At 70.9% G+C, this 12,477-nt stretch carries 13 protein-coding genes; 4 read left to right on the top strand and 9 right to left on the bottom strand.

The genetic code is table 11. The features are described from left to right. Positions 1-117 precede the first annotated feature (117 nt). Positions 118-849, top strand: coding sequence for a bifunctional DNA primase/polymerase (locus tag EJ357_RS13270; RefSeq protein ID WP_126391815.1), 732 nt, complete (start codon positions 118-120; stop codon positions 847-849). A gap of 19 nt (positions 850-868) precedes the next feature. On the opposite strand, the gene EJ357_RS13265 is transcribed toward EJ357_RS13270, so the two are convergent. From EJ357_RS13265 to EJ357_RS13235, 6 genes are all read right to left on the bottom strand, one after another. Further along, entirely contained in the window at positions 869-1,861 is a 993-nt protein-coding gene (locus tag EJ357_RS13265; RefSeq protein WP_126391814.1) for a hypothetical protein, read from the bottom strand. Beyond that, positions 1,821-2,693: an iron uptake transporter permease EfeU gene (efeU, locus tag EJ357_RS13260; protein WP_126391813.1), complete on the bottom strand. Its 873-nt coding sequence runs from the start codon at positions 2,691-2,693 to the stop codon at positions 1,821-1,823. Before efeU ends, EJ357_RS13265 begins: the two co-directional genes overlap by 41 nt. Before the next feature lie 6 nt (positions 2,694-2,699). Further along, positions 2,700-3,965, bottom strand: a complete 1,266-nt coding sequence (gene efeB / locus EJ357_RS13255; RefSeq protein WP_126391812.1) for an iron uptake transporter deferrochelatase/peroxidase subunit — start codon at positions 3,963-3,965, stop codon at positions 2,700-2,702. Positions 3,966-3,978: 13 nt separating this feature from the next. After that, positions 3,979-5,136, bottom strand: a complete 1,158-nt coding sequence (gene efeO, locus EJ357_RS13250; RefSeq protein ID WP_126391811.1) for an iron uptake system protein EfeO — start codon at positions 5,134-5,136, stop codon at positions 3,979-3,981. Positions 5,137-5,285: 149 nt separating this feature from the next. After that, positions 5,286-6,098 (bottom strand): heme ABC transporter ATP-binding protein, encoded by an 813-nt coding sequence (locus EJ357_RS13245; protein WP_126391810.1) that lies wholly within the window; start codon positions 6,096-6,098, stop codon positions 5,286-5,288. A gap of 323 nt (positions 6,099-6,421) precedes the next feature. Then, positions 6,422-7,507 carry a FecCD family ABC transporter permease gene (locus tag EJ357_RS13235; RefSeq protein ID WP_126391809.1) on the bottom strand — a complete coding sequence of 362 codons (1,086 nt, stop codon included), beginning with the start codon at positions 7,505-7,507 and terminating at the stop codon, positions 6,422-6,424. Positions 7,508-7,647: 140 nt separating this feature from the next. Between EJ357_RS13235 and EJ357_RS13230 the strand changes: the two genes are divergently transcribed. Together EJ357_RS13230 and EJ357_RS13225 are read left to right on the top strand one after the other, a co-directional pair. After that, positions 7,648-8,550, top strand: a complete 903-nt coding sequence (locus EJ357_RS13230) for a hypothetical protein (RefSeq protein WP_228473041.1) — start codon at positions 7,648-7,650, stop codon at positions 8,548-8,550. Next, positions 8,543-9,187, top strand: coding sequence for a PhzF family phenazine biosynthesis protein (locus EJ357_RS13225; protein WP_126391808.1), 645 nt, complete (start codon positions 8,543-8,545; stop codon positions 9,185-9,187). Before EJ357_RS13230 ends, EJ357_RS13225 begins: the two co-directional genes overlap by 8 nt. Before the next feature lie 3 nt (positions 9,188-9,190). On the opposite strand, the gene EJ357_RS13220 is transcribed toward EJ357_RS13225, so the two are convergent. Further along, positions 9,191-9,838: a biliverdin-producing heme oxygenase gene (locus tag EJ357_RS13220; protein ID WP_126391807.1), complete on the bottom strand. Its 648-nt coding sequence runs from the start codon at positions 9,836-9,838 to the stop codon at positions 9,191-9,193. A 135-nt stretch (positions 9,839-9,973) separates the two neighbouring features. Further along, a complete protein-coding gene (map, locus tag EJ357_RS13215; RefSeq protein ID WP_126391806.1) occupies positions 9,974-10,831 on the bottom strand; it encodes a type I methionyl aminopeptidase in 858 nt (285 codons plus the stop codon). Positions 10,832-10,889: 58 nt separating this feature from the next. Here map and EJ357_RS13210 point away from each other — a divergent pair, with 58 nt between their 5' ends. Next, complete coding sequence (locus tag EJ357_RS13210) at positions 10,890-11,120, top strand: hypothetical protein (protein ID WP_048587224.1); 231 nt, start codon at positions 10,890-10,892, stop codon at positions 11,118-11,120. On the opposite strand, the gene EJ357_RS13205 is transcribed toward EJ357_RS13210, so the two are convergent. Continuing rightward, positions 11,121-12,455 (bottom strand): MFS transporter, encoded by a 1,335-nt coding sequence (locus tag EJ357_RS13205; protein ID WP_126391805.1) that lies wholly within the window; start codon positions 12,453-12,455, stop codon positions 11,121-11,123. Positions 12,456-12,477 lie beyond the last annotated feature (22 nt).

Genomic DNA, 12,477 nt, shown 5'->3' with positions numbered 1-12,477 from the left:
ACAGTGCTGTGCACACCTCGCCCCACCTACCCCGGTTGTCCGCTACGGCCCCCCGGAGCGCACGATGATGGGACCATAGGGCATGCTGTTCCGCACGACGGCGAGGCGAGGGGATAGATGAGCGCGGAGTTGGGCGGCCGGACCGGCCTGCAGGGCAAACTCTCCCAGTGGCTGCGCGGACGCCGCCCGAAGGACGCCACCGACGACGGTGGCCGGGAAGCCCTGCTGCTGGCCGCCGCCGCCGCGGGACTGCCCCTCGCGCCCGCCGCGCACCCCGCCGGCTACCGATGTTCCTGTGACCGCGTCGGCTGTCCCACCCCCGCCCGGCACCCGGTGTCCTTCGCCTGGCAGACGCAGTCCACCACCGACCGCGCCCAGATCGAACGCTGGGCCCGCCATCAGCCGCAGGCCAACTTCATCACCGCGACCGGCATGGTGCACGACGTCCTCGACCTGCCGCTGGAGGCCGGACGCGAGGCGCTGGAGCGGCTGCTCGGCGCCGGTATCGAGGTCGGCCCGGTCGCCGAGAGCGACGACGGACGGCTGCTGTTCTTCACCCTCACCCGCGGCACCCCCGAGGACGAGGACGAGTGGTGGCCCTGCGAGCTGGACTGCCACCCCGAGACCATGGACGAGCATCCGGGACTGCGCTGGCACTGCCGCGGGTCCTACGTCCTCGTACCGCCCGCCCGGCTGTCCGGCGAGGGCCGGGCCGTGCACTGGGTGCGCGGTCTCGAACACCCGCTGCCCGACCCGCTGAGCCTGCTGGAAACCCTCACCGACGCCTGCGCCCGTCACGTCGGCGAGGAGCCCGACCACGTCACCGCGGCCTGGCCCCTGCGCCACTGAGCCACCGCACGGGGCGGCGCTACTCGCCCTTCGCCGACGTCAGACCCTGGGTCCGGCCGATGACCTCGACCTTCCCGGATCCCTTCGGGTCCAGGGCCATCTCGTTGGAGATGATCTCCATCGTGAGCGACTGCTTGACCTCGCCCTCCGTCAGGGCCTCCACGCCCTTGCCCGGAGAGGGGACGGACGTGCCCGCGTAGGCCGTCCGCTTCTCGTAGTAGCGCGTGGTGAAGAACACCAGCGCACCGCCGTCCGTGGTGCGCAGCGCCAGCGGGGCGTAGTCGCCGCTCGTGAGCGGCTCGTCGATGAACTGGCTGACCAGGCCCGGCCGTTTGGCGGCCTTCGTCCGGTCGGCACGCCACTCGCTGGTGTGACGGCCGTCCGCGAAGACGTCCCCGCCCTCCTTGAGGTAGCCCGCGTACTGCTTGCTCAAGTCCGACGGCGGCACGGCCAGTTCGGTCGAGTTCGCGGGGACGGCCTCGGCCCAGCCGTCCTTGTCCGTCTTGAACTTCGGCATGTCGCCGGGGGCCACCAGCGTCAGATATGCCGCCTCCCACGGTTCGTCCAGGCCGCTGCGGGTGAACACGAAGACCCAGCGCGCGCTGCCGAACTTGTTGCCGGCCGCGTCGACCACGAACCACCGTGGCCAGCCCGCCTTCTTGGGGATCGTGATCTTGGTGTCCGACAGCTTCAGCGGGGTGTGCGCCGCGTTGCCGCCGGGGCTGACCGCCTTGCCCGCCTTCAGCCGCGCCCCGTCGATGTCGCCCAGGGCGCCGGTGACGTAGTCCGCGTCGAGGGAGCTGTCGTACGCCTTGTCCGCCTTGTTGTACGCGGAAGTGAACTCTTCGAGCGCCTTGGTGGCCTCCGCCTTGGTGGCCGAGGGGAGGATCTCCCGCTCCCCGTGGACGACCACACATCCGCTTGCCGTCAGCGACAAAGCGGTCAGTGAGGCTGCAATCAGTGCGCTCCGGTCAAGCCTGCGGAGCCTTCGAGGGCCGCGTTCCCTGCTCATCAGGTCCCTTCACCTTCCCCTTCCCGGAGGCGAACCCTACCGGGGCCAGGAACAGCGTGAGCGTCGGGATCAGGTACAGCAGCCACACCGTGACCTGGAGGACCGTCGGATCGGGCTGGAAGTTGAAGACGCCCTTCAGCAGAGTGCCGTACCAGCTTGCCGGATCGACCGTGTCGCTGATGTCGAACGCCTTGTCGCTCAGGCCGCCCAGCCAGCGCGCTTCCTGCAGGTCGTGAACGCCGTACGCCAGCACGCCCGCCGCCACGACCACCAGCATGCCGCCGGTCCAGGTGAAGAACCGGGCGAGGTTGATGCGCAGGGCACCGCGGTAGAAGAGCCAGCCCAGGACGATCGCCGTGGCGATGCCGAGGGCGGCGCCGGCCAGCGGGTGCGTGCTGCCGTCGCCGGCCGCGCGCACCGACGCCCACACGAACAGGGCCGTCTCCAAACCCTCGCGGCCGACGGCCAGGAACGCGGTCGCGACCAGCGCGCCGGTGCCCATGTGCAGGGCGGCGTCCAGCTTGTCGTGCAGCTCGGACTTCAGGTGCCGGGCGGTGCGCCGCATCCAGAACACCATCCACGTCACCAGCCCGACGGCGAGGATCGACAAGGACCCGCCGAGGGCCTCCTGTGCCTCGAACGTCAGCTCCTGCGAGCCGAATTCGAGCGCGCAGCCGAAGCCGAGCGCGAGGGCGATCGCGACGCCGATGCCGATCCAGATGGGCCTGAGGGCGTCCCTGCGGTCCGTCTTCACCAGGTAGGCGATGAGGATGCAGACGACCAGGCTGGCCTCAAGACCCTCGCGCAGGCCGATCAGGTAGTTGGAGAACACAAGTCCTCACGCCTCCTTGGAGAACAGCGTGCTGCCCCACCAGTCGTCCTTGTCGCGGACGCCGGGCGGGATGGCGAAGAGCGCCGAACCCACGTGCTGGATGTACTCGTTGAGCGAGTCGATGGCCAGGTTGCGCTGGATCCTGACGAACCCGGTGCGCGGGTCGCGCTGGTAGGCCAGGAAGAACAGGCCCGCGTCCAGCCGTCCGAGGCCGTCCGTGCCGTCGGTGAAGGAGTAGCCGCGGCGCAGGATCGTCGCCCCGTCGTTGGAGTCGGGGTGCGCGAGCCGGACGTGCGCGTCGGGCAGCATCGCCTTCAGGAACGGCTCGTCGCGCTCCTTGGCCTTGCCGACCGGGGCGCCCTCGCCCTTGTCGCGGCCGATGATGTCCTCCTGCTCCTGCAGGGAGGTGCGGTCCCAGGTCTCGATGTGCATCCGGATGCGGCGGGCGACGAGATACGAGCCGCCGGCCATCCACGCGGGACCGTCCTTCTCGTCCACCCACACGAACTTCTTCAGCCGGTCCGTCTCCGTCCCCGCGATGTTGCGGGTGCCGTCCTTGAAGCCCATGAGGTTGCGCGGAGTCTGCTCGTCCGGCGTCGTCGACGACGTCTTCCCGAAGCCGAGCTGGGACCACTTGATGACGACCTTGCCGAAGCCGATGCGGGCCAGGTTGCGGATCGCGTGCACGGCGACCTGCGGGTCGTCGGCGCAGGCCTGGATGCACAGATCGCCGCCGCTGCGGTTCCGGTCGAGGTTGTCCCCTGCGAACTTCGGCAATTCGGCGAGGGCTTCGGGGCGGGCGTCCGCGATGCCGAACGCCTCGCCGAACTTCTCGAAGAGCGACGGCCCGAAGCCGATCGTCAGCGTCAGCCGCGACGGCTTCAGCCCCAGCGCCTCACCGGTGTCGTCCGGCGGCGCCTCGGCCGGCCCGCCGTACCCGCCCTCACCGACCGCCTGCCCGGCCGTCATCCGGCGCGCGGCCGCCGTCCAGTCCTTCAGCATCCGCACGAACTCGGCGCGGTCGTCGGTCTTCACGTCGAACGCGGCGAAGTGCAGCCGGTCCTGCACCGGCGTGGCGATGCCCGCCTGCCGGTCGCCGTGGAAGTCGATCGCCGCGCCCGTCGCGGCACCGGCCGGGGCCGCGTCACCGACGGCGTCGCCGTCACGGGTCATCGCCACGGCACCGCCGGCCGCGACGGCACCGAGCGCGAGCCCGGCACCGCCCCAGCCGATCAGCGCACGCCGGGACGGGGAATCAAAGTTCTCGGTCATGAGGGCGCCTGCCTTACTTCACGACGACGGCGGCGGCGAGCTTGGACAGCGGCTCCGCAAGGGAGTTGACGCCGTCCGACAGCTCCTTGCGGTCGGCCTCGCCGACCTTGTCGTACGAGGTGAAGTCGTACGACGACTTGTCGGCCCGGTACTTGTCGAGCAGGGCGCTCAGCGCGGCGAACTGCTTGTCGAGCTCGGTGACCAGCGCCGGGTCGTTCTCCTTCGCGACCGCCTTCAGCAGCTCGTACGCCTTCTGCGCGCCCTCGACGTTGGCCTTGAAGTCGACCAGGTCGGTGTGCGAGTAGCGCTCCTCCTCGCCGGTGACCTTGCCGGTGGCGACCTCGTCGAGGAGTTCCTTTGCGCCGTTGGCCATGGAGGTCGGGGTGATCTCGGCCTTGCCGACCCGCTTCTGCCAGTCCTTCAGGTCGGTGATGAGCTGGTCGGCGAGTTCCGAGTCGCGGTCGGTGAGCTTCTTGTCCTTCCAGAGCGAGCGCTCCAGACGGTGCCAGCCGGTCCAGTCCTTCTCCGGGTCCTGGCCCACATCCAGACCGTCCTCGCGGACGTCGACCTTCGGGTCGATGTCGCCGAAGGACTCGGCGACCGGCTCGGTGCGCTCCCAGCCGATGCGGGAGGTGGCGTAGGCCTTCTTCGCGGCCTCGATGTCGCCGTCCTTGACGGCCTTGGCGAAGGCCTCGGCGAGCGGCAGCGTCTCGTCGGCCTGCTCCTGCGCGTACTCGCGGTAGGCGGCGACGGCCTTGTCCAGCCGCGGGTCGCGCTTGGCCGTGGAGCCCTTGCCGGTGGCCTTGACGGTCTGCCGGATGCCGTCGCCCTTCATGCCGGGCTTGCAGGCGATCGTGTAGTCGCCGGCCTTCACCTCGGCGGTGACGGTCTGCTTGGTGCCGGGGCCTATGTTCTCGCGCTCGGTGACGATGCGGTCGTCCGGGAAGAGGATGTAGACCTCGGTGACCTTCGACCCCTTGTTCTCGATGGCGAGTTCGACGTGTCCGGCCGGGAACTCCTTCTTCGACACCTCGCACCTGTCGTCCGTCGCGGTCACGTTGACGACCCGGTCGCTCCCCGCCGAACTGCCCTTCTCGGTGCAGCCCGTGACGGCGGTCAGGGCCGCCACGGTGGCGATGGCGGTGGTGACGGGCAGTCTGACGGCGCGCATGAGGGCTCCAGGAGGTGGCCGGAAAGTATGCGTGACGAGCCTCACAGCGAGGAAGGTGAGGCTCGCCTAACGGAGATAAGGATTGCCTAAGTGACCAAAATCGACCCCATGGAGAAGTCAAAGGAACGTCAAAGGTTGTGCCGTGGGGGTCAGCGGCGGGGGGTCACCAGGACCGCACCCGTCCGCGGATGCGGCAGCACCTCGACGGGCTGGTCGTAGACCTCGGACAGCAACTGCTCGGAGAACACCTCGGCGGGCGGCCCGTCGGCCGCGACCCGTCCGGCGCGCAGGATCGCGACCCGGTGCGCGTAGGCGGCCGCGAGCCCCAGATCGTGCAGCACGACGACCACCGCGTCCCCGGCCCGCGCCCGCTCCCGGCACAGCCGCAGCACCAGCTCCTGGTGTTTGAGGTCCAGCGCGGCCGTCGGTTCGTCCAGCAGCAGCAACGGGGCGCGCTGCGCGAGCACCCGGGCCAGCGCGACACGGGCCCGCTCACCACCGCTGAGCGCGGAGAACGGCCGGACGGCGAAGGCGGCCACCTCGGTGGCGGCCATCGCCTCGGTGACGGCGAGGTCGTCCTCGGCGGGAGAGCAGGCGTGGGGTGCGCGGCCCATCCGCACGACGTCCTCCACCGGGAACGGGAAGGACAGCGTCGCCGACTGCGGCAGCACCGCACGGCGCAGGGCGAGTTCGGGGGCCGACCAGTCGGTCGCCGGGCGCCCGTGGATCCGTACGACACCCTCGGCGGCCGGGAGGTCGGCGGCCAGCGCGCTCAACAGGGTCGACTTTCCGGCACCGTTGGGCCCGACGAGGGCGAGGACCTCGCCGGCCCGGACGGTCACGGAGACACCGTGCAGGACGGGGCGGGCGCCGAGACGGACGTGGAGGTCCTCGGCCTCGGCGAGGATGTCGCCGGGTCGGGAGGGTGGTGGGGGCGTGGGGTGTGCGCGGAGGAGTCTCATGAGGGATCCTTCAGCAGAGGGTCAGGTGCTATCGCCGGTGGGGCCGATTTCCTTGAGGGGCGCGGGGCTGTATCACTGTGCGGCTCCGCCGCGTGGGCGCGACCGGCCCCCACCCGCCCGCAGACGACACACGACCCCTAGGCCCTGTCGTTTGGATCATGCCGGCGTCGCGGGGTCTGGCACGCGCATCTGCCGCGTTGTCGTCACTCGCCGACGCTCCGCGTCGACTCCCTCCTCCGCCTTGCAGCTGCACGCACCAGACCCCGCTCGGGTCGGCCGGAAGGCACTGCCCCTCACAGCCGGCCTGATCCAAACGACAGGGCCTAGGCCCACCCCCCTTGTCGCCGCCGGGTCCGACGCAGCAGCCAGAAGAAGAACGGGCTGCCCAGCAGGGCCGTGAGAACGCCCAGCGGCAGCTCCGCCGGCGCCGCAATGGTCCGCGCGGCGAGATCCGCCGCCAGCAACACCACCGCCCCACCCAGCGCACTGCCCGGAATGAGAAACCGATGCCGCGGCCCCGCGGCCATGCGCAACAGGTGTGGCACGACCAGGCCGATGAACCCGATGACGCCGGAGACGCTCACCGCGGCCGCCGTGAGCAGCGCGACGACCAGGATCAGCGCGACCCGCATCCGCTCCACGTCCACCCCCAGATGCCGGGCGGGCCGGTCGCCGAGGGCGAGCAGGTCCAGGCGGCGCGCGTACAGCGGCGCCACCGCCAGCCCCAGGACCGCGCAGGGCAGGACGGCCGTCACCTTGGGCCAGGTGGACTGGGCGAGGGAGCCGAGCTGCCAGAAGGTGATCTGGTTGATGGCGGCGGTGTCCGCGAGGAAGAGGAACAGGCCGATGAGCGCCCCGGCGAAGGCGTTGACCGCGATGCCCATGAGGATCAGGGTCACGACCTCCGTGCGGCCCCCCGAGCGAGACATCACGTACACCAGCAGCACGGTGCCGAGCCCGGCGACGAACGCCATCGCGGGCAGGGTCCAGTTGCCGAGGAAGGTCAGCCCGAGCGAGATCGCGGCCACCGCGCCGACCGCCGCGCCCGACGAGACGCCGATGACGCCGGGTTCGGCCAGCGGGTTGCCGAACACCCCCTGCATCAGCGCGCCGGCGCAGCCGAGCGACGCCCCGATGAGCAACGCGAGCGCGATCCGCGGGAAGCGGACGTTCCACAGCACCGACTCGGCGACCCGGTCCAACTCGCCGCCACCGAGCCCGACTTTGTGCTGCACGGAGGCGAGGACATCCCCGACCGGGACCGGATAGGCGCCGATCCCGGCGGCGACCGGGACCAGGACGAGGAGGGCGACGCTCATACCGACGGTCAGCAGCCAGGCGGTGGTGTGCCGTCTGCGGGGCGGCACTTGGGGCACCGCCTCGGGCGCGGCCTTCTCCAGTACGGTCATGCCGTTGTCCGTTCCTTTCGGTCACTGCCGTAGTGGCTCGGCCGCAGCCCAGTCGGCTGGCAGAGCTTAGGTTAGCCTTACCTTTGCTCGTGGTGGCAATCTCTTTGCGGAAGGCGGCTGTGGGTCATCAGACTGGCCCCGTGAACGCGACCAGGGGGACCAGGGAGTTCGCCCCGGGCGGCGGACTGGTCCTGGCCGTGTCGGGCCGGTCGGCTCCGCCTCCACTCCGCTTCGAGACGGCGGACGCGGGCCGGTTGCTGCTGCGCCAGGGGGAGCGTCCGCTGCTGCTGGGTCGCGCGGACGGTACGGGCTGCTGCAAGGACCTGGCGATGCACCGACTCGACGGCCATCGCTCGCCCCTCCCGCCGCTGCGCTCGGGCGCGATGCGCGACCGGACCGACTGGACGCACCAGTACGCGCGTTGGCTGGAGGAGGCGGAGGACAGCCCTCTGTACGACGGCCGCTGGCTCGTCTCCCGCCGGGCCTCTTTCGCACCGGGCATCTGGACCGAGGACTTCGTCCGGGACTGGCCGGGCGGGAGCCTGGAGCTGTACTGCGGAGGCGGCTGGCACGGAGTGCTGCCCCTGCGCCGTCTCTCGGCGCCGGACGCCCCGCGCGTGAAGGCGTACCGCAAGCACGCGCGCGACGGCACACTCGCCCCGGTACTCCTGTGGTGGGTGACGTTCCTCGACGGCTGGCTGATCCTCGACGGCCACGACCGCGCCGTGGCCGCGCTGGCGGAAGGGGCCGAGCCGGTGGGCGTGGAACTGAGGAAAGTGGCGGACGAGGAGCGGTGGCGGCGGGAGGCCGACGAGATCACGGCGGCGCACGAGCAGCGCATGGAGCGTTTGGACTCCCGCGCGCCTCATCCGAACCTCATGCATCAACGAGTCGCTCTGGAACGCGGCCACGCCGACGCCCTCGCATCGCTTCCGTACGACACCTCGCCCACCGACTCCTGGTCGCTGCCCGGCGGGGCCCCCGCCTGGGACGACCTTGCCGTGGGCGCCAAGCCTCAGATGTTTCAATGCCCCCGTGACTGACTACGACGTCCTCCGCGTCTTCTGCGGCCCCAAGGGCGGATACGGCAACGAACTCGGCGTCGTCCGCGAGGGCTCCGTCATGCCCGACCGGGCGGACCGGCAGGCGTTCGCCGGCAAGCTCGGGTTCAGCGAGACCGTGTTCGTGGACGACCCCGAGCGCGGCGTCATCGACATCTACACGCCCTCCGTACGACTCCCCTTCGCCGGCTACCCCTGCGTCGGCGCGGCCTGGCTCCTCGACGTCCCCGAGCTGGTCACACCCGCCGGCGTGGTGGGCACCCGGCTGGACGGGGAGTTCAGCTGGATCGAGGCGCGGGCGGAGTGGGCCCCGCCGCGCACCCTGCGGCAGTACGCGACTGCGGCTGAGGTCGACGACCTGGACGTACCGCCACCAGGGGAGTGGATCTACGCCTGGGCCTGGGAGGACGAGGCCGCCGGACGGGTCCGGGCCCGCGGCTTCCCCGGCCGGGGTGACGGCGTCGAGGAGGACGAGGCGACCGGCGCCGCGGCCATCCAGCTCACCCACCGGCTCGGCCGGGCGCTCAACATCACCCAGGGCGCCGGTTCCCAGCTGCTCACCGCGCCCCAGCCCGGGGACTGGGTCGAACTCGGCGGCCGGGTGGTCCTGGAGCGCTGAGCCTCAGGCGCTCAGCGGAAACTCCTCGCCCAACGCCCTGAACACCGCCGTGTTCAGGGCGAACGCCTTCTTGCACTCCGCCACGACCCGCTGCTTCTCCAGGTCGTCCGCGCGCACCCCGTCCAGCAGTTCGCGGTAACCCCGCTTGAACGCCGCCGGGTTGGCGATCTCCTCGAAGACGTAGAAGCGGACGCCGTCCCCCTTGCGGGTGAAACCCCAGGTCTTCTCCGCCTTGTCGCGGATGATCTGGCCGCCGGAGAGGTCGCCGAGGTAGCGGGTGTAATGGTGGGCGATGTAGCCGGCCGGCCAGTCGCGGGCGCACTCCCGTACCCGGTCCGCGTAGGCGCGGGTGGCCGGCAGTGCCGAGACGCCCGACCGCCAGTCCGGGCCCCGAAGGTGCGCCAGGTCCCGCTCCAGTGACGCCAGCCGGAACAGCTCGGGCTGGATGAACGGGCCCGCCACCGGGTCCGACGCCAGCTGCTCGGTGCCGGTCTCCAGCGCCTCGTACACGAACCACAGCTGCTCGGTGTAGCGCGCGTACGCGTCGACGCCGAGCCGTCCGCCGAGCAGGTCGCTCATGAACGTCGAGGTCTCGGCCTCCACGTGCTGTTCATGGGACGCGGTGCGGATGAGTGTCGAGAAGGACTCCATGGGGCACATCCTCTAAGGTAAGGCTTACCTAAGTCAATAGCTTGCCGACACCCTGTCGGTAAAAGCGTACAAGAGAAAGCCCGCCCTGACAGGGCGGGCTTTGTGATCGGTGACCGGTGATCCGTGAACCGGTGATCAGGGCAGCGTCAGGATCTCCGTGCCCGTCTCCGTCACCACCAGCGTGTGCTCGAACTGAGCCGTGCGCTTGCGGTCCTTCGTGACGACCGTCCAGCCGTCGTCCCACATGTCGTACTCGTGCGTCCCGAGCGTCAGCATCGGCTCGATCGTGAAGGTCATGCCGGGCTGGATGACCGTCGTCGCGTGCGGGCTGTCGTAGTGCGGGATGATCAGGCCCGAGTGGAACGACGAGTTGATTCCGTGGCCGGTGAAGTCGCGGACCACCCCGTAGCCGAAGCGCTTGGCGTACGACTCGATCACGCGGCCGATGACATTGATCTGGCGGCCCGGCTTGACCGCCTTGATCGCGCGGTTCAGCGACTCACGGGTGCGCTCCACCAGCAGGCGGCTCTCCTCGTCGACGTCACCCACCAGGTACGTGGCGTTGTTGTCGCCGTGCACCCCGCCGATGTACGCCGTCACGTCGAGGTTGATGATGTCGCCGTCGCGCAGGACTGTGGAGTCGGGGATCCCGTGGCAGATCACCTCGTTGACGCTCGTGCACAGGGACTTGGGGAAGTTGCGGTAGCCGAGCGTGGAGGGGTAGGCGCCGTGGTCGCACATGTACTCGTGCGCCACCTTGTCCAGCTCGTCCGTCGTGACGCCGGGCGCGATCAGCTTCGCCGCCTCGGCCATCGCGCGCGCGGCGATACGGCCGGCGACGCGCATCGCCTCGACGGTCTCCGGAGTCTGCACCTCCGGCCCCGTGTACGGCGTCGGCGCGGGCTTGCCGACGTACTCGGGGCGGCGGATGTTTCCGGGCACGGAACGGGTGGGGGACAGCTCCCCTGGGACGAGCAGCGACTGGCCAGACATGCAAGCGAGTCTAACCAGCGGGCATGGGGGAACATGTCGGTGGCGAGAGGAGCCGGTCATGGCCTTGTTCAAGAAGCGCACGGTCGGGAAGCCTGGGGAGTGGTACTACTGCCTCGTCCACAAGAAGGTCGAGGAAGGGCCGGAGTGCCCGGCCAAGGACCGCTTCGGGCCGTACACCAGCAGGCAAGAGGCCCAGCAGGCGATGGACCTCGCGCGCGAGCGCAACCTGGAATGGGAGAACGACCCCCGGTGGCACGACGCCCCGACGGGTCCGGCGGACGACGACTGATCAACTCTCCGCCGGTGTCGGCGACGGCGCGGGTACGCCCGCCGCTGCCGCCGCCCGCTGCTCCCGCAGCCGTACCGCGTGCTCGTTCGTGCGCGCGTCGTACGACATCAGCTTCGGCAGGCACAGCGCCAGCAGCCCCACCGCGCCCACGCACAGCAGCCCGCCCGACCAGACGGACGTCCTGACGCCCTTCCAGGCGGCGACGCCGCCCACGTAGGTCTGGCCGAGCTGGGGGCCGACCGAGTACGACAGCAGCTCGATCCCGGCGAGCCGGCCGCGCAGCTCGTCCGGGATCGTCTGGTTCCACATCACCCCGCGGAAGATCCCGCTCACCATGTCGGCGGCGCCGCCGAGGGTCAGGAACAGCAGCACCAGCCAGACGTCGCGGGAGACACCGGCGGCCGCGATCGCCAGGCCCCACAGCGCCGCCGCCAGGACCACGACCCGCCCGTGCCGGTGCACCCGTGAGGTCCAGCCGCTGGTCAGGCTCACCAGCATCGCCCCGGCCGGCACGGCGGCGTACATCAGGCCGAGCGACCACGGGGCGTTCAACTCGTCGGCGAGGAACGGCAGTACGGCGAGCGGCATCGCGAAGAGCATCGCCGCGATGTCGATGACGTACGTGCCGAGGAGTTCCTTGCGGCTCCAGGCGTACCGGGCGCCCTCGGCGATGGCCTTGAGGGACGGCTTCGCGGCCGCGTGGGAGGCGGGGGAGGGGGCGATGCCGAGGGTGAGCAGGACGGAGGCGACGAAGGTCAGCAGGTCCGCGCCGTATGCCCAGCCGAGCCCGGCGTACGCGACGACCACGCCCGCCAGCGCCGGGCCCGCGACCCCGCCGACCTGCCAGCGCAGCGCGTTCAGCGAGGCGGCGGCCGGGAGGTGGTCGTGGGCCACGATCCGGGGCCCCAGGGCGTCCAGGGCGGGGCGCTGGACCGAGACGAGCGCGGAGGACAGGGCGGCGACGGCGAACAGCGGCCACACGGCGGGGCTCGGCAGCAGCGCGTTGACCAGCAGCGCAGCGCTCAGCACCGCCTGCCCGGCCTCCGTCCACAGGATCAGCTTGCGCTTGTCGAGCGCGTCGGCGAGCGCGCCCCCGTACAGCCCGAACACGATCAACGGCACCAGTTCCACGGCCCCGATCGCCCCGACCGCCGCCACCGACCCGGTGAGCTCCTTGATCTGCACGGGCAGCGCGACGAACGTCAGGAAGCTGCCGAAGGAGGAGATCAGCCCGGCCAGCCACAGCTTGCGGAATTCGGCGGAGGCGTGCCAGGGGGCGAGGTCGGGGAGTACGGCCCGGAGCCGGGAGGGAGGTGTGGGGGAGTCGGCGGTCACGAGGGGTCATGCTCGGGCGGTG

The sequence above is a fragment of the Streptomyces cyaneochromogenes genome (assembly GCF_003963535.1).
In the GTDB taxonomy this organism is placed as follows: domain Bacteria; phylum Actinomycetota; class Actinomycetes; order Streptomycetales; family Streptomycetaceae; genus Streptomyces; species Streptomyces shaanxiensis.
The sequence above is the reverse complement of the archived record's forward strand: the minus strand, read 5'-3'. Positions and strand labels throughout refer to the sequence as shown.